This window comes from Halalkalibacter kiskunsagensis (genome assembly GCF_037027555.1).
GTDB classification, from domain to species: Bacteria; Bacillota; Bacilli; order Bacillales; family Bacillaceae_D; genus Halalkalibacter; species Halalkalibacter kiskunsagensis.
Genome location: NZ_JAXBLX010000026.1, coordinates 13,994 through 36,738 on the forward strand (window position 1 = coordinate 13,994; position 22,745 = coordinate 36,738).

24 protein-coding genes and 1 tRNA gene are annotated in these 22,745 nt (G+C 37.7%); 12 read left to right on the forward strand and 13 right to left on the reverse strand.

Annotated features, from left to right (window positions below):
* The first annotated feature begins 1 nt into the window (after position 1).
* The 9 genes from SLH51_RS15380 to SLH51_RS15415 all read left to right on the forward strand — a co-directional run bounded on the left by SLH51_RS15380 (position 2) and on the right by SLH51_RS15415 (position 9,432).
* Positions 2-1,123, forward strand: coding sequence for a hypothetical protein (locus SLH51_RS15380; protein ID WP_335962243.1), 1,122 nt, complete (start codon positions 2-4; stop codon positions 1,121-1,123).
* 224 nt (positions 1,124-1,347) lie between these two features.
* Positions 1,348-1,842 (forward strand): hypothetical protein, encoded by a 495-nt coding sequence (locus SLH51_RS15385; RefSeq protein WP_335962244.1) that lies wholly within the window; start codon positions 1,348-1,350, stop codon positions 1,840-1,842.
* Positions 1,839-3,599, forward strand: coding sequence for a terminase TerL endonuclease subunit (locus SLH51_RS15390; RefSeq protein WP_335962245.1), 1,761 nt, complete (start codon positions 1,839-1,841; stop codon positions 3,597-3,599). The genes SLH51_RS15385 and SLH51_RS15390 overlap by 4 nt, the downstream gene beginning before the upstream one ends.
* On the forward strand, positions 3,565-3,978 hold the full coding sequence (locus SLH51_RS24490) for an HNH endonuclease (protein ID WP_390183769.1): 414 nt from the start codon (positions 3,565-3,567) through the stop codon (positions 3,976-3,978). Before SLH51_RS15390 ends, SLH51_RS24490 begins: the two co-directional genes overlap by 35 nt.
* A gap of 136 nt (positions 3,979-4,114) precedes the next feature.
* Complete coding sequence (locus tag SLH51_RS15395) at positions 4,115-4,339, forward strand: hypothetical protein (RefSeq protein WP_335962246.1); 225 nt, start codon at positions 4,115-4,117, stop codon at positions 4,337-4,339.
* A 575-nt stretch (positions 4,340-4,914) separates the two neighbouring features.
* Positions 4,915-6,237, forward strand: coding sequence for a phage portal protein (locus SLH51_RS15400; protein WP_335962247.1), 1,323 nt, complete (start codon positions 4,915-4,917; stop codon positions 6,235-6,237).
* Entirely contained in the window at positions 6,197-7,828 is a 1,632-nt protein-coding gene (locus SLH51_RS15405; RefSeq protein ID WP_335962248.1) for a phage major capsid protein, read from the forward strand. Before SLH51_RS15400 ends, SLH51_RS15405 begins: the two co-directional genes overlap by 41 nt.
* 80 nt (positions 7,829-7,908) lie before the next feature.
* Positions 7,909-8,448: a major tail protein gene (locus tag SLH51_RS15410; RefSeq protein WP_335962249.1), complete on the forward strand. Its 540-nt coding sequence runs from the start codon at positions 7,909-7,911 to the stop codon at positions 8,446-8,448.
* Between the two features lie 108 nt (positions 8,449-8,556).
* Positions 8,557-9,432: a hypothetical protein gene (locus SLH51_RS15415; protein WP_335962250.1), complete on the forward strand. Its 876-nt coding sequence runs from the start codon at positions 8,557-8,559 to the stop codon at positions 9,430-9,432.
* A gap of 438 nt (positions 9,433-9,870) precedes the next feature.
* On the opposite strand, the gene SLH51_RS15420 is transcribed toward SLH51_RS15415, so the two are convergent.
* The 5 genes from SLH51_RS15420 to SLH51_RS15440 form a co-directional block, all read right to left on the reverse strand.
* Positions 9,871-10,572: a hypothetical protein gene (locus SLH51_RS15420; RefSeq protein ID WP_335962251.1), complete on the reverse strand. Its 702-nt coding sequence runs from the start codon at positions 10,570-10,572 to the stop codon at positions 9,871-9,873.
* Positions 10,573-10,746: 174 nt separating this feature from the next.
* Complete coding sequence (locus tag SLH51_RS15425) at positions 10,747-11,832, reverse strand: tyrosine-type recombinase/integrase (RefSeq protein WP_335962252.1); 1,086 nt, start codon at positions 11,830-11,832, stop codon at positions 10,747-10,749.
* Between the two features lie 94 nt (positions 11,833-11,926).
* Positions 11,927-11,997 (reverse strand) — tRNA-Ala (locus SLH51_RS15430).
* Positions 11,983-12,165, reverse strand: coding sequence for a hypothetical protein (locus tag SLH51_RS15435; RefSeq protein WP_335962254.1), 183 nt, complete (start codon positions 12,163-12,165; stop codon positions 11,983-11,985). Before SLH51_RS15435 ends, SLH51_RS15430 begins: the two co-directional genes overlap by 15 nt.
* Positions 12,138-12,293 (reverse strand): hypothetical protein, encoded by a 156-nt coding sequence (locus SLH51_RS15440; protein WP_335962255.1) that lies wholly within the window; start codon positions 12,291-12,293, stop codon positions 12,138-12,140. Before SLH51_RS15440 ends, SLH51_RS15435 begins: the two co-directional genes overlap by 28 nt.
* A gap of 110 nt (positions 12,294-12,403) precedes the next feature.
* On the opposite strand from SLH51_RS15440, the gene SLH51_RS15445 reads away from it, so the two are divergent.
* Positions 12,404-13,414, forward strand: coding sequence for a potassium channel family protein (locus SLH51_RS15445; protein ID WP_335962256.1), 1,011 nt, complete (start codon positions 12,404-12,406; stop codon positions 13,412-13,414).
* Here SLH51_RS15445 and SLH51_RS15450 read toward each other — a convergent pair.
* The 3 genes from SLH51_RS15450 to SLH51_RS15460 form a co-directional block, all read right to left on the reverse strand.
* Positions 13,398-13,820, reverse strand: a complete 423-nt coding sequence (locus SLH51_RS15450) for a YugN-like family protein (RefSeq protein ID WP_335962257.1) — start codon at positions 13,818-13,820, stop codon at positions 13,398-13,400. The genes SLH51_RS15445 and SLH51_RS15450 overlap by 17 nt on opposite strands.
* 155 nt (positions 13,821-13,975) lie before the next feature.
* Entirely contained in the window at positions 13,976-15,325 is a 1,350-nt protein-coding gene (locus SLH51_RS15455) for a glucose-6-phosphate isomerase (protein ID WP_335962258.1), read from the reverse strand.
* Positions 15,326-15,479: 154 nt separating this feature from the next.
* Positions 15,480-16,643, reverse strand: coding sequence for an iron-containing alcohol dehydrogenase (locus SLH51_RS15460; RefSeq protein ID WP_335962259.1), 1,164 nt, complete (start codon positions 16,641-16,643; stop codon positions 15,480-15,482).
* 182 nt (positions 16,644-16,825) lie between these two features.
* On the opposite strand from SLH51_RS15460, the gene SLH51_RS15465 reads away from it, so the two are divergent.
* On the forward strand, positions 16,826-17,053 hold the full coding sequence (locus SLH51_RS15465) for a DUF378 domain-containing protein (RefSeq protein ID WP_034751015.1): 228 nt from the start codon (positions 16,826-16,828) through the stop codon (positions 17,051-17,053).
* A 138-nt stretch (positions 17,054-17,191) separates the two neighbouring features.
* Here SLH51_RS15465 and yugI read toward each other — a convergent pair whose 3' ends face one another.
* The 5 genes from yugI to SLH51_RS15490 form a co-directional block, all read right to left on the reverse strand.
* On the reverse strand, positions 17,192-17,629 hold the full coding sequence (gene yugI, locus SLH51_RS15470; protein ID WP_335962260.1) for a S1 domain-containing post-transcriptional regulator GSP13: 438 nt from the start codon (positions 17,627-17,629) through the stop codon (positions 17,192-17,194).
* A gap of 183 nt (positions 17,630-17,812) precedes the next feature.
* Positions 17,813-18,952 (reverse strand): DEAD/DEAH box helicase, encoded by a 1,140-nt coding sequence (locus tag SLH51_RS15475; RefSeq protein WP_335962261.1) that lies wholly within the window; start codon positions 18,950-18,952, stop codon positions 17,813-17,815.
* A gap of 17 nt (positions 18,953-18,969) precedes the next feature.
* Positions 18,970-19,755 (reverse strand): hydroxyethylthiazole kinase, encoded by a 786-nt coding sequence (gene thiM, locus SLH51_RS15480; RefSeq protein ID WP_335962262.1) that lies wholly within the window; start codon positions 19,753-19,755, stop codon positions 18,970-18,972.
* Between the two features lie 559 nt (positions 19,756-20,314).
* Entirely contained in the window at positions 20,315-21,490 is a 1,176-nt protein-coding gene (locus tag SLH51_RS15485; RefSeq protein ID WP_335962263.1) for an aminotransferase, read from the reverse strand.
* The gene (locus tag SLH51_RS15490; protein WP_335962264.1) at positions 21,490-21,984 is read right to left on the reverse strand and encodes an Lrp/AsnC family transcriptional regulator; all 495 of its coding nucleotides are present in this window, start codon (positions 21,982-21,984) and stop codon (positions 21,490-21,492) included. Before SLH51_RS15490 ends, SLH51_RS15485 begins: the two co-directional genes overlap by 1 nt.
* 204 nt (positions 21,985-22,188) lie before the next feature.
* On the opposite strand from SLH51_RS15490, the gene SLH51_RS15495 reads away from it, so the two are divergent.
* Complete coding sequence (locus SLH51_RS15495) at positions 22,189-22,737, forward strand: cysteine hydrolase family protein (protein WP_335962265.1); 549 nt, start codon at positions 22,189-22,191, stop codon at positions 22,735-22,737.
* Positions 22,738-22,745: the final 8 nt, after the last annotated feature.

A 22,745-nucleotide genomic window follows, 5' to 3' on the forward strand; every position in this document is an offset into this window, starting at 1 on the left:
CATGGAACCATTAAAAGGATTGAAAAAGAAAGAATTTGCCATAAAATGGGGTCTTGATCATACATTACCCAAAGATAAATGGCGCACTGAAGTGAAAAAAGCAGATCAATATTGTAAATGGCACACTGAAGGAGTCGGTGCTGGAACAAAATACTACATTGATGAAATCTATGAAGTAATTCAAGAACGTGTTCATGGCAACACTGGGATCGAACCTGTAAACAAGGGTGTCATTGATAAAAACTCTCTCAAATACAAATTGGCATTTACTCTAATTTCATTATCCGCACAAAGCGATACTATGGACGCCAATCATCATGCTAAAAGAGCATACGCTGTCATGCTTGGTTGTGATTTTGAAAATTTGAAACACGCTGGGAATATCTTCAAGGATAAAGAACTGTGTGAAATGGACGCTGTTGACAGGTTCACAATGAAATTAGTAAACAATCATGGCAAATCGTTAAATGGAAGATTAGATCAAGCATTCGACTTAATTGAAAAAGGCATATTTGAGGGTGTAACACTTGATAAGCGTATGTACGTTGCCACTTTCAAGAATGGTCACCATGAGGCGAATGAACTTGAAGAGTTATATCCTTTATATCAAGATGCTCGAACAACTGCAGAAAAGATTGTCAATGAGCGATATGGAACATATTTGTACTATGTTATGAAAATGAATTTAATCAATGAAGTGTATCTCAATTTGATTGAAGATACGGACATTTACAAACCACTATACGACAATGAAATCAGTTATTTCTATAATAAGTACGCTGTCATTGGTTCAATGAATAAAACAGAAGTCGTTCATGATTATGAAGCGTTAGATTATGATGGTTCAGACTTGGATATTGATTATGATAGCATTGAACTTGCTGATGAATTTAAATGTGATTTCATTGAACATCGTGAAGAATTAGCGGTTAGAGCAGTTCGTAAGTTCGTTGACTCAGGTACTATTGGTATCACTTGTGAGAATAGATTGAATGAGTTCGCTGTTGATTTCACTGAGTTGTTGTTCAATGATTACAATGCTCATGTATTCAACGAACGATATAAGCAATTGATGATTGATGTTAGACAGATTGAAAATACAGGATTTGGTATCGCTGTCTAATAATTGAATATAAATATTCAACCATCTAGGGTACTAAGGGACATAAGACGTCCCCAGTGTACCCAATTTTTATTTTGCTTAGTAGAGTGGAGGACCAGTCCCGGTTAACTCCAAAAATTTTTATTCCCATCTCTACTTTTCCACCCAGCCACAACAAAATATTGAAGCAATGACCAGTGAGAATCCCTCGCTGGTCTTTTTTATTGCGAAAGGAGTTATAAATTATGGCACGAGGAACCACAACTTCGGTTAGCGAATTGAAGCGTCATATAACAAAAGCAGAACTCACTGCAAGAAAAGAAGCGGAAGCACAAGTTGTAACCAATCAAACAACTCCCAAAGCGTCACCTATGCTTTCCAAAGAAGAGCGAAAACTGTTTAACAAAATAAAGAAACGTAGCACCAACTTTACAGAAGCAGATTCAGAATCATTAAATTTATTAGTCCATTACTTGAATCGTTGGTACACGTTGAAACAATTACTTGACGATCTTGACCCATTAGATGAACAAGCAACAGACATTGAAAGACGGATGATTGCACTCGATAAACAAATTACAGTTCATATGAGCGCTTTATGTCTCCCCCTTAGTCAACGTCTACGTCTTGCTAATGATCTTGCAAAAGTGCTAATCGAGGAGAAAAAACTCGCTTCAATGAACGGACAACAAAAAGTAGAAGTCAATCCTGCATTGGCGATCTTGGAGGCGTTGAAATGAATAAATCTGTAGAATATGCCACTAAAGTATTGTCAGGTGAAATCGTTGCTCCCTCTCAGGTTCGCCAAGCATGTAAGAATTTCTTGGAGGAATATAATGTACTTCAACACCAAGAAGATTATCCTTTCATGTGGAATGATAAAATTGAAGTAGCAATTGACGAAATTATCAAACTATTAAATTTTGCTAGAGGAGCAAAGAGTTCCGAACCAATGTTCGAGAATCTTGCCCTTTTTCAATGGTTCATGTTGCAACAGACTTTTTGTTGGGTGTATCGTGAATTTCCCACTAAAAGAAAAATTCGTGAAGTAATATTCACTGTGGCGCGTAAAAATGCAAAATCTGTCCTGTCATGTATTATCCATCTGATAGCGTTTTTCCTCGATGAAGAAAACCAAACGCATTATATTGGATCAAACACAAAACAACAGGCAAATATCATTTTTGAAGAATTGGTTGGCATTATTAAATCCAGCCCCCATATGTTGCCACTGTTCAACATAAAGAAAACTTATGTTGAGTTTGTTCCAAAAAATTGTAAAATCGTTGCTCTCTCAGGTGACGCTTCTAAAGCGGATGGAACTATGGTCTACTGTTGTAGCGTTGATGAACTCGGAGCCTCAAATGACATCTTCAAAATGGTATCGTCATTATCTACAGGACAATTCGGACCACGCAATCCGCTAATGATTAAAATTTCAACGTCTTATCCCATTGAAAATGGTTTCAACTATTGGAATGAAACAGTTGAAGAATTACGCAAGAACACGTTTGCTGACGATCCTAACCCAAGACAATTTGGTTTGATATTCTCTATTGACGATCCTAAAACAATTGAACTTGGTGCGTCTGGTGAACGCAAGGAACGTTGGGAACACCCTGAAAATTGGGCAGAAGCGAATCCCCTAGTAGCTGAAGTACCTGACTTAGCTGAAAAACTGATTGAGGATTACAAAACCAAGCGTGATATACCAAAGGATTTCTTCTTGTTCAAAGTAAAAAATCTTAACATGTGGTTGGGTGCCAATGAAGATGATGGCAATTTCTTTGTGGACATGCACACGCTCAAGAAATCTTACTTTGAACCAGCGCAAGATTGGGAATGGTGGCGTGGAAAACGTCAAGTTATCATTGGTTTGGATTTATCACTTTCCAGAGATAATACCGCCTGTACATTCATGTGGTATGACCAAGCAAATGATCAGTATTACACGAAGAACTTAGTCTTTTATCCTAAGAACATGGAAGAATATAAATCGAAGGCTGAACGTATTCCTTACGCTCAGTGGGCAAAGGCTGGGTATTGTCAAGCAATTGGTGAAGACGTAGTTGATTTCGATGAAATGGCAGATATCATCATTAAAATTTGTTCCGATTATGACATTGGTATTGCTTCGGTCGCTTTCGATACAAAGTATAGTTACACATTGATAAAACGATTGACCGAAGAGTTGCCCATGGAAATTGAACCCATGAAAATTGAACAAGACAGCAAAAACCTTGGTGATGCTATTTCAACCCTTCAGCGAATTGTTTATGAAGGGTCTTTCAATTATGCACCTAATCCGCTTATGGAATCTGCTTTCACCAATGGACTCATTGAGTTCAGACAAGGAAAAGTTTACATTCAAAAATCGAGCAAAGAGCGTAACAAGATTGATAATTTGTTTAGCAGTTTCAATGCTATGAAAGTCAGCATGTTCTTTGAAAAACACAATTTATATGAGACAGAAAGGAATTTTGTCTTTGAGTTATAAAACTAACAAACTATGTTCTTGTGGAAAATTGGTTCTCGCTGGTGAAGTGTGCGAGTGTAAGAAAAAAGCACAAAATCCAGAAGCGACAACGTTTTACAAATCTACTCGATGGAAAAAAACTCGTAAAATAATAATAAATCGTGATGGAGCACACTGTCAACGGTGTTTAATCAAATATAATATTATTACAACGTCTAGTTTAGAAGTTCATCATCTTAAACCTCGAAGTATCTACGATGGTACAAAAGGATTTCCTGATTTGAGATACGAAGAAACCAATCTAATCACGCTCTGCAAATCTTGTAATACTTCATTGGGAACCAAAGGAGTATTAGATTTTGAATGGTCGCCACCAGTTGAAATGCCATATGTTTTATAGTGTGATCGCTTTTGCGATTGCACTTTATTTTTTTTAAAAAAGTCTAAGTTTTCGCCTTACTTCTACCTCACCAGCACACATATATAAAGTGAGTGTCTAATGAACAGACACTAAACCATATAAAGGAGTTGATTTTATGACTGATGTTGCTGAATTGGATTACAGGTTACTTGATACAATCGAAGCGAAAAAATTTTTTGAAGTGTACAAAGAGCAAAGAATTAAAGAGTTACGGGCGCAAAAATTTAAATACAAACAGATACACGAAATCATTAATCGTGAATTAGAATTTCATGACCAAGATCCTATTCACTTTTCGACTGTTAAATATCATTTGAACAAGAAAAAGAAAAAGTCTTAACACTTCTATTGAGTAGCAAAGATTTCATTTAACTGTGAAATGCTTGGTGCTCATTAGAGTGCTATAAAATGAGAAGTCTCATTTAATAAGGTATTTATGGTGACGGACCCTTCCACTCTGTTGTTGCTCTTTATTTGGTTAATTAGTCTGTTGAGAACTCCTTGCTTATGCTTGAGTGTCGCCACGACTCCTATTAGGATGAGCGCACAAAAAATAACTTTAATTTAAACTTACCGATTAAGATTGACTTGCGATAATACTTGAACCGCTTTGCATTAGCAAAGATATTATGAAGTCGATCTGAAAGGTCAGTAAAATTGGGATTTCATGAAGATAGTAAATTGCACTGGGTTTTTAATGTACACTCCAAAATAATTTGATTTCCCAGTGTGGTTTAGTGTATTTCATACACTCTTTTCGATTAAGGCTTTAATCCTTTATCATCTCTCAGAATTGACGAGTCCCACATGCTCGCCAATTCTATAGAATTGATAAACAAGACCTTTCCATTTTCTAGGAGGGTTATTTTTTTTGAATATTAATATTCAAAAATACTACATGAAAGGACTGAAAATATGGGGTTTTTAGAAAAATGGTTCCCAAAAAATGACGTTGAAGAACGAGCGATATATAACTCCGAATCAACAACTCTTTCTGATGGCGCATTTTCACTGGACAGTTTGTTCACGACTAATGCCATTACAGAAGAAAAAGTCTTAAAGATTCCTTCAGCAAAAGCATGTGTGGATTTAATCGCTGGTTCAATTGCACAAATGCCGGTATATCTCTACAAAGAAAACTCTGATGGCTCCATTGAAAAGATAAATGATAAACGTATGAAACTCTTAAACCACGAAGCGAACGATTTCCTAAATGGTTACAGTCTAAAGCGAAATATGGTAAAAGATTATGTGCTACATGGCGCTTCCTACGTTTCACTCGTTGAAGCAGGTAATACGGTATTAGAACTTCACCCACTACCAGCACGTTCGATAGTCGTCAATAAACGCATTCAGAACGGATATAAAGTAGTCGGTGCTGATATTGTGCTGTCCAATTCAGAAAGCGGTGCTTTTAACCAAGTTAAAAAGAAACAAATGAAGTTCAAACCTTACGAATTAATGATTGCTCTCCAAGAGACTCATGACGGATTGACTTCTAAAGGAGCAATTGTTCATGGTCAAGAGTTATTCAGACAAGCATTAAGCGAAATTGAATACACATCTAACCTGTATGAACGTGGAGCATTGCCACTAGGATTATTAAAAACGGACAGTCGCATGACTGAGAATCAAGCAACTAGTTTGCGTGAAGCATGGCGCAATCTTTACGGTGGTATCAAAAACTCTGCTAAAACGGTTGTCCTTCAAGAAGGAATGTCTTATGAAGCATTGTCGATGAATCCCCAGGAGATCCAAATGAACGAAACACGAAGAGGTACAGCAAGCGAGATTTGTAAATTGTTCAATGTTCCTGAAAGTTTGGTTGCTTCTCAAGTAGGCAAACAATACGTTTCCATTGAACAAAACAACTTACATTTCTTAAAATCTACGTTGTCCCCAATCATTAACTCGTTGGAAAGCGCAATGGATCGAGCGTTATTGCTTGAATCCGAAAAAAACGCTGGGTATTTCTTCCGCTTTGATACTGCTGAATTGGTACGTGCTACAGAAAAAGAGCGAGTTGACACAATTGTTTCAGCAGTAAGCGGTGGTATTTATACCATCAATGAAGGTCGATCAAAACTTGACTTACCAGCAATCAGTGAAGACATTTTAAAATTATCAATTGGTGACGTAATGCTTAACCCAGAAACTGGCGACATTAAAGTACCAAACGTGGAAGGAGAAAATTCTAATGGAAAACCAACTAAACAAGATGGAAATTCGGACAATTGACCTTGAACTAAGCGGTCAAACCGAAGAATCCACGGGAGACTTATTAGTTTCAGGCTACGTCAATAAGACAGGTCAGTGGTCTGAGTTTCTTGGTCGTGAAAAACGTTTCAAGGAACGTATCATGCCAGGGACTTTTAATAAGGCATTACAAAAAGGCAATGACGTTATGTTTCTTGCGGAGCATGACTCAAGCAAACTACTTGCTTCTACAAAGAATGGAAGTTTAACACTTCGAGAAGATGAAGTTGGACTACACATGGAAGCAAGAATTTCTGCTACCTCATGGGGCAAAGATTATCACCAACTTATTAAAGATGGTTTGCTAACTAACATGAGTTTTGGCATGCGAGTTGCTGATGATGATTGGAAACGAAACGATGATGGAACGTACAACCGCACTATCAAAGATATTCATTTAGCAGAGGTGAGTGCTGTTTACTCACCTGCTTATGTACAATCCACTATTCAGGCTCGCTCAATCGAATTGGTTGAAGCAGAGCCTATTTTAATTGATGAAGAAAACCAAAAAACTAATCGAAACGAGGAACCTAAAATGTCAAAAGAGAAAACGCTAAAAGAACTACGTGCTCAAATGGAAGCACTTGAAAAAGAAGTTAAAGAAGCAGAAACTGCACCTGTTGAAGTTGCAGAAGTTCGTGCTGAACAAATTGATACTGAAACAGTTGAAACTCGTGGTGTTGAGGAATTTATTAAAGGTAACATGTCAGCACCTGAAACACGTGCTCTTACAACTGGAAACCAAGCAATCACAATTCCAACTCACCTATCACAAACAATCGTAGAAAAATTAGTTGAGCAAGCGTCATTGTTTAGTCGTGCTAAAGGATTTTCTCCTGTTTCGGGAACCTTAGAAGTGCTACGTGAACAAAACATTGGTGGCGCAACGTTTATTGGCGAAATGACCAATGCCGAAATGTCAGAATTTGAATTTGATAAAATCGTGCTCGAACAAAGGCGTGCGGCTACTGCAATCGAACTTTCTCAACAATTAGTAAACGACTCTGGAATCAATATTATTGATTACTCAGTAGGTGTGCTTACAAGACGTTTAGCACGTGAGATGGACAAAAGTTGCTTAGTTGGAGACAAAACTAACAAGCAATTTGAAGGTATTCTTGGTTCAACTGAAGCAGAAGTTGTTGTTGAAGTAGTTGGAGACGTTGTTCTTGACAATTTACTTGATATGACTCTTGCAATGCATCCTGATTATTTGGATTCGGCTGTATTCGTAATGGGACGTCAAGAGTTCAACAAAATTGCTAAGCTTAAAGACAACGATGGCAACTACCACGTAGTTAAAGACGTTGTTGCAGGTAAACCTGCTTATAAGATTTTCGGACATCAAATCCTTATCCAAGATCACATGCAAGATAATGCGTTTGGCGTTCGAGTTGCATTTGTTAACTTCGGTGAAGCGACTGCAAGCATGATTAAAAAAGGTGCATCTATGAAAAGAATCAGCGATGATACGACACAGGCACTGCGTGGCTCTCACTTAATCATGTTAGATATTTATGCTGATTTTAAAATTTTAAACGAAGAAGCGATTAAGTTCTTAAAACAGGCTTAGTCTTTTTTAATTTGAGGGCTCTTGATTGAGTCCTCTTTTTTATTTATCCCAACAAAATTAAAACCTCGGAGGTTACCAATATGAAAAAAAGATTAGGTGGGTTTTCTAAAATTCACATTGCAAAATTAGTGTCGGATGGCACATTTCAAGCCCCTACTCCTGTACTTGGTGCAAAGTCAATTGAAGCAGAATTAAACTATGAAAACGTGCAATTTTACGCTGATAATGCTATAGATTACACAGATTTCGTCTTTAACGGCGGAGAAGGCTCGCTTACAGTTTCTGGTCTAACAATGGATGAATATGAAATGCTGTTCGGCTCAACTGTATCAGATGGTGGAGTGCTTGTTAAATCAACAGACGTTTCTCCTGAAGTAGCAGTTTTATTTGAACGCAATAAACTTGGCTCTCAAGACAAAGTACTTTACGTCATCTATGCGTGTAAATTCGCACCTCCTTCAATCAATGCTCAAACCATGGAAGGCGGTATCGAAGAGGAAACAATCGAACTAACATTTTCCATTCGTGAACTTGCTGAAGGCGAAGTGTTCCAAATGGTTGATACTGGTCAACACACTGGAACTAAAGCAGATGACTGGTACCAAACGGTTCAAAAATAATCACGAAGCACGATTAATTTCGTGCTTTTTTATTTGTTTACAAGCGTTGTAGGTGAATTACAAAGCACGAGATTATCCCCACAAAATTAATGAAATGAGGAACTTATTATGATAATGAATACAAGCAGTGCTCCACAAGTAACAAGCATGTCTTTGACTGAAGCAATTGAAGTTTCAGATAATCCTATTGGAGGTCGTTTTTTAAAACATTTTAAACACGAACCTTTTGTTAAAGAAGGAAAAGAAATTCCGTTAATCCGACCTACGAGCTCACCTTGGGCAACAGCCAAGAGTGAAGGAACAGAAGCAACAGAGCAAAATCATATTGCTAATTCAACAACAATATTAAAACCAAAGCGTTTTGCTGATAAAATTGTTTTATCTGAACAAATCGCAAATGATTCAAGCATTGACCATGTGAAATACGCTAGAGATTTAGCTTTGCAACGAATGATTGCTGGCTTTTCTCGTCAAATTTTATTCAATGGCGCTCACAATGACAGCACAGAAGAAATTAAAAAAAGAGATGTACAACTCTTATTTCCCGATGCAAACAACCTTACTCCTGAAGGATTAGTATTTAATTATAATACCATGATTACAAATGGCTATAACCCTTTGTATGATGCTGGATTTTCAAAAGATGCTTGTTGGTTTATAAATAGTGGTATTACTCCAAGCATCATTAATCCAGACACAGGAGACGAAATGCTTAAAATTGACGATAAAGACAAACCAGAAGGAGCATATGCCACTTTCATGGGCTTGCCAGTTTACAGAGAGCGTATTCGAAATAGTGAAAATCAAAATATGGCTTGGGGAATTGCTTGTCCACAAGCATATTCAGTGATGATTAGCGATATTAAAGTCGTTGAAACAACTCCAAGCACTGTTCAAGCGATTAAAGGCGAAAAAGTTTACGTAATTGAAATGTGGGCAGATGGTGCAATTACCAACCACATGGCAAAACTTTCTCGTATTTAACTTCATAAAATCAATATTTTACCAGAAGATTACCTCGTTAGTTCTTGGTTTTCCTCGCAAATGCTTCAATTAACTAGGGTGCTCAAATCGAGCGCCCTTCCTTTTTTTATGGCAACTATTCAATTGTCAAAGAACAATGTGCTGTCGTTGTTCGCTCCTTTCGTTTTGTTGATACTGCTATTTTAGTGGACAAAATAAAAGTGTAAACCAAATCAGCGAAAAAAGTTTTAAAATCTGTCTGACGCTGTGATCTAATCAAATATAATAGTATAGTCAATCAAATTAAATCGAATAACATAAATGTATTGAAATGGATTCCTTTTCGTTGAGGAGTCCATATTTTTTCAATATATAATGTATATCGTTTATATATTTACGTTGTCATTGAATGATATATAAATGATATATTTTCCATATAAACCCATATATTTTTGAATATTAATATTCAATTCCAGTTTTATCCAGCCACCAATTAGTAGGTCGTACATATACAGTTTCTGTAAAATCTTCAATCACATTATTTTTGTATTCGAGTACGTTCTCGAGTGCTCCTCTTAAATACGCTTTAAAATTCTTAACGTGCTTCTTTTCTTTCACTTCGGAAACAACTTTATTAAACAATTCCTTTTTTATCCCTTGTTTTGAAAATTCAATGTATGTATCAAAAATAATTTGTTCCTGTTTAACGTCTTGTTTAACAGTATTAGTATTATAAGTATTAGTATTTTTATTATGAACTAAAAGATTAGTAGAAAATAAACTAGAAGTGGATTCGGCTACCTCGTTCGGTTCGTTGGAGTCCTTGACTTGCTCCGTTTGTAGACCGTTTGATCCTACCGTTTGACATTGAAAAGTAAAAACGAGTGCTGCGAACTTTTCTTCTGTGTTTCTATTTTGTTCAATCGTTATTAGATCGGCACATTTTTCTTTCAATTTTTTCAAGTTGCGACTAATCGTGCTCGCTGTCACTTTACATTTTGACGCTAGAGTGGAGTTTTTCTGACTCACTGAATACGACTGCTTTGCGTATGCTTGACGAGAAACCTCTTGGATGATTAGATATAACGTACTCCCTGTTTTAACGTTCAGTCGTTCAAGCAAACGTTTTTGTAATTGGTTGATATTTCCTTTTATGCACATATGATTCTCCTTCTCATTGGAAGGACTTGCTGTTATAATGGAATCAACAAGTCCTTTGGATTTGGCAACCGTTTAACTTTCGCTTTGGTCGGTGATAAGTTAAGCGGTTTTTATTTTGTAAACTTCACTATACTAACACATGGTTGGCATGCTCTAAACACTTTTGTTAATAGGTTAAATACGTTTATTGCTTCTTTTTCGATCTGTTGTATTATCTGCACTGAAAAACCCATGACTGGCATGTTTTTCTACAATCGTCGTGTCTGCCATATGGGCGTAATTTAATACTGTTCTCAAATCAGCATGACCAAGTATTTTCCGTAAACTTTCAACGTCACCTGAAGAACTCAAATAGTGAGTTGCACACGAATGGCGCAATAAATGAATGTAAAATCGCTTTTTAATCCCCGCTTCCACAGCATATTTCCTCAAATCTCGTAGAACGTTGTTCTTGTCTAACATTCGCCCGCTCAACGATAAAAATAGTAAATCATCTACTTCACTTTCAAACAACTCATTTTCTTCAATCAATTGAGTTATCAATCTATACGTTTTATTCGATAAAGGAATAATACGGCTTTTGCGTGACTTCGCATTGGTTGATTGAATGATGACTGTTCTATTGACATGGTCAATGTCGTTTGGCGCTATCAGCAATGCTTCTGAAATACGAACCATGCCATCAATCAATAAATGCAGTAAGACGAAATCTCGATAATGTTTATAACTTTTTTTGGAATGTGTTTTTGCCACTTTCACAAGGCTGTTTATTTCCTCTCGGCTCAGAATGTCTATCGTATGCGCATCTTTTTTAAATCCCTCAAATTTATCGAATGGATTTTTTTTCAATTTATCTTGTTTAACACACCAATTCACAAAAGTTTTTAAATATTTCAAACGTCCTTCGATACTTGCGTCTGCAAATCCAACCGTTTTCGCTGAATTGGGTTTATATTTATGTCCTTCAAACCTTACGGCTTCATTTTTCATCCAATAGACATAATCGGATATAAATTCTGTTGTTAAATCGCTCAAATAAAATGGTTTGTCTGTTCTACTAAAGTGAAAATTTTCAATGCTGTTATACAAGTCAATGTGCTGATTGAGTGTAGATGGTCGTAAATTTTGTTTTTGTTTAAATTCTAAAAACCTTTCAAATATAATTTTGAGAGAATCTTTTTGAATTGTTTTTTCGCTTTTCCTTTTATGTGGTTGACGCTTCTTCACTTTTTCTTTTTCATCAAAATAACCTAAGGACATAAAAAACACCTCACCTTTTCTGATCAGAAATGGCGAAGTGTTGTGGTCAAAAAATGACCGTATCACAACAGATATTTTTTTAAAAACAAAGGTATGGAGCCTACGAGAATCGAACTCGTATCAATTGACTGCCAGTCAACTATTCTCCCATTAAACTAAGGCCCCAAGACGTTTAAATGGAGCATAGCGGGTATCGAACCGATGACCTTCGTGCTGCCAGCGTGGCGCTCTCCCAGCTGAGCTAATGCCCCTTGTATTTCCTTCTTTATTATAAAAGTTTTTTTCGAATGTGACAAGCTCTAAATTTAAAATAGCAAATCTAACAACCACCATAATACTCCTGCTATGATCGCAACAATAAGCGAGCTTAAAACAATCTCTAGTTTGATTTTTCTATGTTTGACGATATCGAAAATAAGCCACCCACAGAAAATTGAAAACGCAAAAATAACCGTCGACATCCCTCGTAGCTCCTGTCCATTTTTCTCATATAATCATAGCAAACAAATGATTGATCCCGCAAGAGATTGGCAATAATGTATTTATACGCGGTGTTAAAGAGGTGTTTTGTATGCAACAATGGTATTTCTTTCGCACACTACTAGGTCATGTGCCGCTATTAGTAAAGCTTCTTTTAGCTGTTATTAGCTCAGGTATTATTGCAGGGGCTTTCGTTCATTGGTTAGAGCCAGATAGATTCACAACGTGGTTCGATGGAATTTGGTGGGCATTTATTACTGTGTCAACCGTCGGGTATGGTGATTTTGTTCCGGAAGCAACGATTACAAGAGTACTTGCCATTGTACTAATATTTGTTGGTGTTGGATTTATGACGCTTCTTGTAACGTCGTTTGCAGGTGCAGCTGTGTCGATTAATCAGTCAACAAAGGAAGGAACGATTTCATTTATCGGAGAAGGACATGTCATTATCATCGGGTGGAATGAAAAAAGCCGCCATGCTATTGAGAACATCCAAAACGCAAAACCCCATTTGAAAATCGTCCTTATCGATGAATCATTGCCAGAAATACCAAAAAACTATAAAAATCTACATTTCGTAAAAGGAAATAGCAGTGAAGATGCGATTTTAAAACAAGCAAATATTTCGCTTGCATCGTCAGTCCTCATTACAGCGAAACATCAAGGGAGTGAATTTGCCGCTGATGCTCGCTCAGTTTTAACGACACTTGCTGTGAAGGGGCAAAATCCAAGCATTTACACAACGGTTGAAATTCTTACAAAAGAGCAATTAGCGAACGCAAGACGTGCTGGGGCTGATAAATGTGTGGAATCTACTTCATTAACTGGTGCAGTCTTAACATCGAATTTAATTCACCATGAAACAAGCGATGTGGTAAATGAATTACTTGATTATGATCGTAAGAACTTAATTGACTTATCACCTGTCAGTGAAGAACAGATTGGTCAAACCTTCTTACAAATTGTTACAGCTTATTATCAAAAAGGGTTTCTCTTAATTGGCTTAAAAAGAAGCGAGCAGATTATCTTGCACCCACACGCTTCTCTGCTTCTAGAGGCTGAAGATGAACTGATTACCATTAAGCCTAATAAAGCAAGGTAAGTTCTAACTCTTGAATAAGACTTCTTGCAGTTGGCATATATTTCTGATTCACTTCTGCATCTTTATCAACCGGTTCTTGAAATTGATTAATCGAACTATTATAGGCCATTCTGAATAAGCCATTAAATACATCCGGATTGTCATCTAATCCTTCTTGATACTTGTGATTGAGCAAAAACGGTTTCCCTAATTGAACAGTGACACCACGCTTGTCAAGCTCGCCGTCAATTGCTTGAAATGGCAAACGTAAAAAAGTATATCCATGATCCTCATCTATTTTGTAATCAAAATATCCATGGTCGTATTCCCAGCCGCCGCCGATATCATATCCAAGCGGCTTTAATTTATCTTCTAGCTCTTTCAGCTTGAATTCCTTTCCTTCTACTTCTGATTGCAGAGCGATCATCAACCTCATCCTTTCACAGACGTTCTTATCTAAAAATAGTGTGACCTCTCACAATTCATTTTATGTACGATTCTAAGCAATGCCTAGCCCCAGACGAGTCTTATTTCTACTTGTACAAAAAAGCTGCTGAGCACATCGGCTCAGCAGCTTTCTATTTATTTCAAACGAGCTTCAAGCTCTGCTTTTTCTTTCTCAAAGCCTGGTTTCCCAAGAAGAGCAAACATATTTTTCTTATATGCTTCCACACCTTCTTGATCAAATGGATTCACACCAAGTAAATAGCCACTAATTCCAACTGCTTTCTCGAAGAAATACACTAGATATCCAAAGTAGTACTCATTTAATTCTGGAACATTGACGATTAAATTCGGTACTCCACCATCAGTATGAGCAAGCATCGTTCCTTGGAATGCTTTTTTGTTTACAAAGTCCATCGTTTGACCAGCAAGGTAGTTTAGACCATCTAAATCACTTGATGCCTCTTCAATCGTAACTTGTTCACGTACATTCTCTACATTAATGATCGTTTCAAAGAGATCACGTCGTCCATCTTGAACATATTGACCCATCGAATGAAGATCTGTTGAGAAGTCAACGGAAGCTGGGAAAATTCCCTTGCCGTCTTTCCCTTCACTTTCTCCAAATAATTGCTTCCACCATTCTGAAACAAAGTGAAGAGAAGGCTCATAGTTAACCATAAGCTCGATAGTCTTCCCTTTATTGTAAAGGGCATTTCTCACAACCGCATATTGATATGATTCATTTTCAGCCAAATTAGGATTTGCAAAATCTTCGCTTGCAGCTTCTGCGCCTTTCATCATTGACTCAATATTAAGACCGCTCACAGCAATTGGCAATAGACCTACAGCTGTTAAAACAGAGAAGCGTCCACCAACATCATCAGGCACTACAAATGTTTCATACCCTTCTTCTGTTGCTAGTGTTTTTAGCGCGCCTTTTGCACGGTCCGTTGTTGCGTAAATGCGCTTACGAGCCTCTTCCACTCCATATTTCTTTTCTAAATAATCACGGAAAATACGAAATGCGATAGCTGGTTCTGTTGTTGTACCTGACTTTGAGATTACATTAACTGATACATCTTTCCCTTCAATTAAAGCAAGTAGGTCTTTCATGTATGTAGAGCTAATGTTTTGTCCAACAAAAAAGACTTGTGGAGTTTTACGCTCTTCTTTTGATAGGGTATTGTAGAAAGAATGATTAAGTGCTTCAATCGCAGCACGTGCCCCTAAGTACGAACCACCAATCCCAATAACAAGCAACACATCTGAATCAGACTTTATTTTTTCTGCGGCTGCTTGAATACGTGCAAATTCTTCACGATCATAATTTTTTGGAAGGTCGATCCACCCTAAAAAGTCGCTTCCTGCTCCAGTTCCATTATGTAATGCTTCATGCGCCGCTGTTACAGCACCTTGCATATGATCAATTTCATGCTGACTAAAAAAACTCAGTGCTTTTGAATAATCAAAGCGTACGTTCTCCATTTTTCAGCCTCCCTAATTTTTAAAAAAATTCTCTTTTTTACTTTATCTAAAGCAACGTAAAGAATCAAGCTTTCTTGAATAAGTAAATGTATTAAATTAACTTCTATAGACAAACTTAAGCCATTTTTGATTACACTTACATGTCAATTCCGCTTTATAATGCTGCCGTTAAAATATTAACAACATCTTCTTTAGTTAAAGACTTAAAATTGCCAAACTCGCCACGGTTAGAGGCAAGCTCAGCCATTTTCTCAACTTGACTTTCATCAATGTTGTAATCAGCTAAACGGGTCGGTGCACCTAAAGAGGTCCAAAATGCGGACAAGGCTTCAATTCCCTCAAGAGCTATTTCTTGGTCCGTTTTGTCAATAGGGTCAACTCCTAGAACACGAGTTGCTAATTGAACATGACGACTAATACGCTCATTTAACGTATAGCGAAGCCAATGCGGAAATAAAATTGCTAGACCTCCTGCATGTGGGATATCGTATACAGCTGATACAGCATGCTCCATATTGTGTGTTGCCCAATCGCCCCGTAACCCCATCTGTGTAATTCCATTTAATGCCATCGTCCCACAATATAGGATTGTCTCACGATGCTCTTCGTTATCCAAGTCTTCTAACAGCTTCGGAGCTGTTTCCATTACCGTTAGTAAAATAGATTCCATAATCCGATCCTGTAATGCCGTATTTTCAGCTTTGTGAAAATAAGCTTCAACCACATGGCTCATCATATCAACCATACCATATACCGTTTGATCTTTCGGGACTGATACGGTGTTTTTCGGATCGAGAATGGAGAATTTAGGAAACGAAAACGGGCTACTCCATCCTAACTTTTCATTGATTTCCCAGTTTGTGATAACAGATCCAGAATTCATTTCAGAACCAGTAGCAGCAAGTGTTAAAACAGTACCGAGTGGAAGCGCGTTTACTGGTTGCACTTTTTTTGTGATAACTTCCCAGATGTCACCTTCATACTTTGCTCCTACAGCGATTGCTTTGGAGGCATCAATGACACTACCTCCACCTACAGCAAGAACCAGTTCAATTTCATTTTTGCGACAAAGTTCAATTCCTTTTTTGACAGTAGTCAGTCTTGGATTAGGCTCAACACCTGCAAGTTCTGTCAATTGAAGACCTGCTTCACTTAGTTGACCTGTCACAAATTCATATAGACCATTTTGTTTAATGCTTCCTCCTCCGTAAACGAGCAAGACTTTTTTGCCATAGTTCTCGACTTCTTTCACTATTTTAGCGTTTTGACCTTTTCCGAAAACCAGCTTTGTAGGATTATAAAAAGTAAATAGATTCATTCAAATCTCCCCCTCTTCCCCCTTATTATTACCAACCACATTAGAATTGTAAACGATTGGCACTTGGACTTCTGTATATTTACGTAATAAATTCCTCATTCTAATTGGTGAAACACAACAAATGGAGTTGTGTAAAGACATTTTCAAGAAAATGTCTATAACCCTTACTGGAGGTGATTAATGTGAGCGGTATTCAACGTACAGCATTAGTTCTAGCGATTATTGGTGCAATAAACTGGGGACTTATCGGTTTTTTCCGTTTTGACCTTGTTGCAGCCATTTTCGGTGGTCAAGCAGCAGCTTTTTCCCGTGTCATTTATGCCCTAGTTGGTTTAGCAGGTCTATATTGTATTTCCATCTTATTCAAGCCCGATGAAGAGCTTGAACGTGCTCCTGAAACACAACGTTAATAAAGAGAGGGGTCTGCTCATTATGAGATCAGACCCCTTTTTCTTGTTAAAGAAGTGGATAAAGGACAACATTTTGAATCCATGTTTATGACTAAAAAAGAAGTACTCACCTCAAGGTAAGTACTTTTTTTTTAATTATTATTTTTTAGCACGTTTATTTAAATCTGCTTGGATTTCGTTTGATTGTTTTAACCACTCTTTTAGCTTATCTTCTAATGTGTTAAAACCTTGTTGTTGTTGTTGCTTTTGTGGTGCAGGCTTACGACCGCCACCACCGAATCCACCGCCACCGCCAGCTGGACGAGGTTTAGCTGGACGAGCTGGACGCTCTGGAGCTTCTTGGGTTGCACGAATCGATAGTGAAATTTTTCCTGACTCCTCTTCAACATTCATAATTTTCACTTTTACTTCGTCTCCAACTTTAAGAACATCATTGATGTCCTTAACGAAACCATGTGCAACTTCTGAAATATGAACTAATCCTTGCTTTTTTTCGTCTAGAGCTACAAACGCACCAAATGGCTTAATGCCAGTTACTTTTCCTTCTACAATACTGCCTACTTCATAATTTGACATATACATACATCTCCTAAATAATTTTTAACCTTTTAATTTTAACATAATTAATGAGTTTACGCAAAAATAGGTTTCTTCCTATAATTGTTAGTAAGAAACTATACCCTAATCCCCTCTGCCTAAAACATATAATCATAAAAAACGTTAAGGTTTGTAGTACTTCTCCCCCTTAACGTTTCATTGTTATTTTGCCTTTAATTCTCCACGTTCAAGAAATCGTTCCTCAAGTTCGATGTGAAGGTCACGCTTATATTTTTCTAACTTATATCCATCTCTTGAATCAATCAATGTTATTACTTTTCCATCTTTGCCCATTCGACCTGTTCGTCCAGCACGATGCAAATAACTGTCAGGACTTGCCGGGGGATCTAGCTGGATAATATGAGTTACATCCTCTACATCCAACCCTCTTGCTGCCACATCTGTTGCGACAAGTATATGTGTATCCCCTTTTCGGAATGAGTTTAGGGCATGCTCACGTTCCTGTTTCGCTTGATCTGATGAGAGAGCAAGCGATTTAATCCCTTTATATGAAAATTTTTCTGCGGTTTCGGCCACTTTATCAAGTTGATTCACAAACACAATCCCTCGCTCAATTTTCTCAGCATGTATTAGTCTCCTTGCAACATCGATCTTATCACGCGTATCAACTCGAATGTACACATGATCAACATTATCAGTGTGTAGTAACCCACCCTCAGCTTCTATTTGGACAACAAAAGGTGCAGCATCACTCACTTGTTCTGCAAAATCCTTAGGAATCGTAGCGGATACAAATAAAAATTGTGTTTGTTGCCCCGCACGTTTCGCTATTTGCATCGTTGCTTCCCATGAAGGACGCTCTGACATCATGCGATCAGCCTCATCCACTGCCACCACTTTCACTTCGTGTAGTTTCAACTTCTTCATATCAATTAGCTCAAGCAATCTCCCAGGTGTACCTATTGCTAGTTGTGGCTTTTGTTTTTTTAATTTCTCAACTTGACGCTTAATATTAGCGCCACCAATGAATGCGCCAATTTCAATGGCTTCATGCTTTGTTAAACTCCTTGCTACTTCTACGACCTGCATCGCAAGCTCTTGTGTCGGTGCCAAAACAACAACTTGAAGATTCTTTTTCTCTTTTTCAATCTTGGCTAATGCCGGAAGTAAAAAGGCAAGCGTCTTTCCTGTTCCAGTTTGCGAACGCGCAATTAAATTTTGACCTTCTAATGCTTCTGGTATCATTTTAGACTGAATATCCGTCGGTTGATGTACTCCTTGTTCTGTTAATGCTTCTGCAAGATAACTCGGTAAACGATCAAATGTAAATGTATCACTCATGTTATTCCCTCTTTCTATCATAGCGCCTTTATTCGGCGTTTTCTTTCCACTGTCTCTTCTGTTAATAGATGTAGCTCATTTAAAAAGGCTTGTTGAAACGATCCGATGCCTTCTTCTTGCGTCCTAGCAAAAGCTGCTTCACCAGCAACCCCGTAATAGCTAACAGCATATACAGCAGCTTCAGCTAAGTTATGTTTCCAAACAGCTACAAAAGCCCCGATTACAGCTCCTAATAAGCAGCCTGTCCCAACTACTTTTGTTAACCAAGGATGTCCATTATGAATAGCATGCACAATCGTACCATCTGAAATAATATCAACTTCACCTGTTACGACACTCACACAATTAAATTCCATTGCTGCCTGTTTTGCAAGTGCGACATTATCTCCGGAAATTGCACCATCAACGCCTTTTACACTTGCTTCAACCCCAATTAAGGAGGCAATTTCTCCCGCATTCCCTCTTAAAATGGACACTTCTACCTGATTAAGAATTCGTTTACTCATGTTCGTGCGAAAAGGTGTTGCTCCTGCACCAACAGGATCAAGAATAACCGGCACACCTGCACGATTGGCAGCTTGTCCAGCAATAATCATATTGTCTATTTGTTCTTTCGAGAGCGTTCCAATATTAAGCAATAACGCTCCTGCTACACTAGCTAATTCTGCAACTTCTTCATTTGCATAAGCCATTACCGGTGAAGCCCCTAACGCAAGCAACCCATTTGCCGTAAAATTAGTCACAACAACATTGGTCATACAATGAATAAGTGGATTTTCGTTTCGAACTTTTGTTAATAACATATCACACACACCTTCCCACTCAGGTCGTACTTAATATGAGAAAATCTTACCTTTTTTTGCTAATAAAAACAAACGAAACATTTCTCTAACAAATATGTATAAAAATAAAAAGCCTGCCTATAATAAATAGTAAATCGTATTCCCCCTACGAATAAGGCAAGAGCAAACGCTCTTGCCAATTTTTTTAGAAAAACTTGGCTCCCGCCAACTAAATTAGTAAACACACTAACACTCATCCTACCCACAACACATAACCGAAGTTTGACAATCCGGCGGTGGCCTTAGTTTTTCTTACTTCCTATCGGATCTCCTCACTCACCCGGAATAACTGGAGGAAGAATTCTTTGCCCTGTTTCTTCCTCCAGTTATGTAGGGCGCTCGAACTCCCTTTCTTTTCTACCTACTATATGGATCAACAAACTCTGGTCCGCCAACGAAATTGAAACACACTAACACTCATCCTACCCACAACACATAACTGAAGTTTGACAATCCATAAAAATAAGCTGAGGTCGAAACACCTTATGTATTTCAACCTCAGCAACGAAGAAACTCTATTTTACAACAATGTCTTTAATAAACGATCAATTCTCTCTACCGATTGTTCTAGATTATCCATAGAAGTTGCATAAGAACAGCGAATGTGTCCTTCTCCACCTTCTCCAAATACATGACCGGGAACAACGGCTACACGTTCTTCTAATAATAATTTTTCTGCAAACTGCTCAGATGTCAATCCTGTCTTTTCAATTGATGGAAACGCGTAAAAAGCACCACCTGGCTTGTGACAAGGTAACCCAATCTCAGTGAACGACTTCACGATATAATTACGTCGCTGTTTATACGACTGCTTCATCCGCTCAAGGTCATCCATTCCACTTTTTAATGCTTCTAATGCACCGTACTGTGCCATAGTTGGGGCACACATCAAGCTATACTGGTGTAATTTCAGCATTGCAGCAAGTAAATCAGGCGAAGCTAAGACAAACCCTAAGCGCCAGCCTGTCATAGCAAACGATTTTGAAAATCCTGAAATTAAAATCGTTCTTTCTTTCATATTTGGAAGTGAAGCAAAGCTAACAGGCTTTTCGTCATAACTTAACTCAGCATAGATTTCATCTGAAAAAACAAGCAAATCATGGCGTTCTACGACTGCTGCAATTTCTTTCATTTCTTCACCGGTCATCGTTGCTCCTGTTGGGTTATTCGGAAAACATAACATCAATGCCTTTGTTCTATCTGTAATAGCAGCTTCTATTTGGGAGGCAGATACTTTAAAATCATCGTGTCTATTCGTTCCGACTGCAACCGGAACACCTCCTGCCATTTGCACCAACGGTACATAGGACACGAAGCTAGGTTCGACAATAATGACCTCATCCCCTTCATCAAGGATGGCACGCATTCCGATATCAATTGCTTCACTAGCCCCAACCGTCACCAAAATTTCAGTTTCCGGATCATAACTAGTAGCAAAACGTCTTTGCATATATGCAGAAATTTCTTTTCTTAATTCTATGATCCCCGCATTAGCCGAATAAGCGGTGAACCCTCGCTCGAGCGATGAAATACTTGCTTCACGTACATTCCAAGGCGTGACGAAATCAGGTTCGCCAACACCAAGCGAAATAATATTATCCATTTTTGATGCCAAATCAAAGAACCGTCGAATTCCTGACGGTTTTATCGTTTGAACACGTTTAGAAAGACGTGTATTCGTTTTGAGTTTTGCCATTACGGAGTCACCACAATTCGATGGTCTTCTTCTCCTTGGTCAAACACGACACCATCATGCTTATACTTTTTTAATTGAAAATGAGTTGTTGTTGAAATAACCGTATCGACCGTCGAGAGCTTTTCTGATACAAATCGAGCTGTTTCTGACATTGTCTTCCCTTCAATCACAACGGAAAGATCATATGCACCAGACATTAAATACAATGCCTTAACTTCTGGAAAACGATAAATTCTCTCAGCCACTTCATCAAAGCCAACACCACGCTGAGGCGTAACCTTGACATCGATAACCGCAGTTACTCCTTCTTGTTTCTCCACTTTACTCCAGTCAATGACCGCCGAATAACCAAGAATCACTTTCTCATCTTCTAATGTTTTCAAGATGTTCTGTACTTCTTCTTCTGTTGCATCAACCATTTTTGCAAGAGTTGGTACTGCTACTCGACCATTTTCCTCTATAATTCTTAATACTTCAACTGCTGTTTGATCCATTACTAATCCCCTTCCGCAAAATAAGCGTATGGTAGCTAATCTTTTGGTTTATCATAACATACCGAACAACAGTAACAAATGTCATTCTTCTTATTATTTTTATATTTTTTATCATACTTCTTGATTATTTTCTCACAGAAATGGGTAAATAATGTACATCTAGAACGTTTACTCTAGGTAGCCCAATATAAAGGAGATTGTATCATGAACTCACCACGTTATGCCTTACTTATCATAGATATGATTAATGATTTGGAATTCTCTAGCGGGTATCAATTATTCCCTTATGCCTTACAGTCTGCTAAAAATATCGCTACATTGAAAGAGCGTTTAAAAAAACATGCAATACCAATTATTTATGTGAATGATAATTACGGAAAATGGCAATCAGATTTTCGCTATCTTGTTTCACATTGTTTAAAAGAAAATGTTCGTGGAAAACCAATTGCTGAGATCATGGAACCAGAAGAAGACGATTACTTTGTTTTAAAACCAAAGTACTCTGGCTTTTTTGCAACTCCCTTGCAATTATTACTTGATCACTTACAAGTAAACACATTGATCATAACTGGCGTTGCCGGTAATATGTGTGTTCAATTCACAGCAAATGATGCCTATATGCGAGATTATAAGCTTTACGTGCCCGCCGATTGTGTTGCTTCTAACACGATCGAAACAAATGACCATGCTCTACAATTAATGGAGGATGTATTAAAAGCAGACATCTCTCCTTCTTCAACAATTCTTACATAAGGAAAAGG

Bases quoted from the DNA above. Each gene is read 5' to 3' on its own strand.
- SLH51_RS15435 (WP_335962254.1), bottom strand. From the start codon at position 12,165: ATGGTGGTTGTTAGATTTGCTATTTTAAATTTAGAGCTTGTCACATTC.
- SLH51_RS15495 (WP_335962265.1), top strand. From the start codon at position 22,189: ATGAACTCACCACGTTATGCCTTACTTATCATAGATATGATTAATGAT.
- SLH51_RS24490 (WP_390183769.1), top strand. From the start codon at position 3,565: ATGAGACAGAAAGGAATTTTGTCTTTGAGTTATAAAACTAACAAACTA.
- SLH51_RS15410 (WP_335962249.1), top strand. From the start codon at position 7,909: ATGAAAAAAAGATTAGGTGGGTTTTCTAAAATTCACATTGCAAAATTA.
- SLH51_RS15405 (WP_335962248.1), top strand. From the start codon at position 6,197: ATGGAAAACCAACTAAACAAGATGGAAATTCGGACAATTGACCTTGAA.
- SLH51_RS15420 (WP_335962251.1), bottom strand. From the start codon at position 10,572: ATGTGCATAAAAGGAAATATCAACCAATTACAAAAACGTTTGCTTGAA.
- SLH51_RS15450 (WP_335962257.1), bottom strand. From the start codon at position 13,820: ATGATCGCTCTGCAATCAGAAGTAGAAGGAAAGGAATTCAAGCTGAAA.
- SLH51_RS15400 (WP_335962247.1), top strand. From the start codon at position 4,915: ATGGGGTTTTTAGAAAAATGGTTCCCAAAAAATGACGTTGAAGAACGA.
- SLH51_RS15460 (WP_335962259.1), bottom strand. From the start codon at position 16,643: ATGAATCTATTTACTTTTTATAATCCTACAAAGCTGGTTTTCGGAAAA.
- SLH51_RS15380 (WP_335962243.1), top strand. From the start codon at position 2: ATGGAACCATTAAAAGGATTGAAAAAGAAAGAATTTGCCATAAAATGG.
- yugI (WP_335962260.1), bottom strand. From the start codon at position 17,629: ATGTCAAATTATGAAGTAGGCAGTATTGTAGAAGGAAAAGTAACTGGC.
- SLH51_RS15475 (WP_335962261.1), bottom strand. From the start codon at position 18,952: ATGAGTGATACATTTACATTTGATCGTTTACCGAGTTATCTTGCAGAA.
- SLH51_RS15455 (WP_335962258.1), bottom strand. From the start codon at position 15,325: ATGGAGAACGTACGCTTTGATTATTCAAAAGCACTGAGTTTTTTTAGT.
- SLH51_RS15425 (WP_335962252.1), bottom strand. From the start codon at position 11,832: ATGTCCTTAGGTTATTTTGATGAAAAAGAAAAAGTGAAGAAGCGTCAA.
- thiM (WP_335962262.1), bottom strand. From the start codon at position 19,755: ATGTTATTAACAAAAGTTCGAAACGAAAATCCACTTATTCATTGTATG.
- SLH51_RS15415 (WP_335962250.1), top strand. From the start codon at position 8,557: ATGATAATGAATACAAGCAGTGCTCCACAAGTAACAAGCATGTCTTTG.
- SLH51_RS15390 (WP_335962245.1), top strand. From the start codon at position 1,839: ATGAATAAATCTGTAGAATATGCCACTAAAGTATTGTCAGGTGAAATC.
- SLH51_RS15490 (WP_335962264.1), bottom strand. From the start codon at position 21,984: ATGGATCAAACAGCAGTTGAAGTATTAAGAATTATAGAGGAAAATGGT.
- SLH51_RS15485 (WP_335962263.1), bottom strand. From the start codon at position 21,490: ATGGCAAAACTCAAAACGAATACACGTCTTTCTAAACGTGTTCAAACG.
- SLH51_RS15440 (WP_335962255.1), bottom strand. From the start codon at position 12,293: ATGTCGACGGTTATTTTTGCGTTTTCAATTTTCTGTGGGTGGCTTATT.
- SLH51_RS15395 (WP_335962246.1), top strand. From the start codon at position 4,115: ATGACTGATGTTGCTGAATTGGATTACAGGTTACTTGATACAATCGAA.
- SLH51_RS15385 (WP_335962244.1), top strand. From the start codon at position 1,348: ATGGCACGAGGAACCACAACTTCGGTTAGCGAATTGAAGCGTCATATA.
- SLH51_RS15445 (WP_335962256.1), top strand. From the start codon at position 12,404: ATGCAACAATGGTATTTCTTTCGCACACTACTAGGTCATGTGCCGCTA.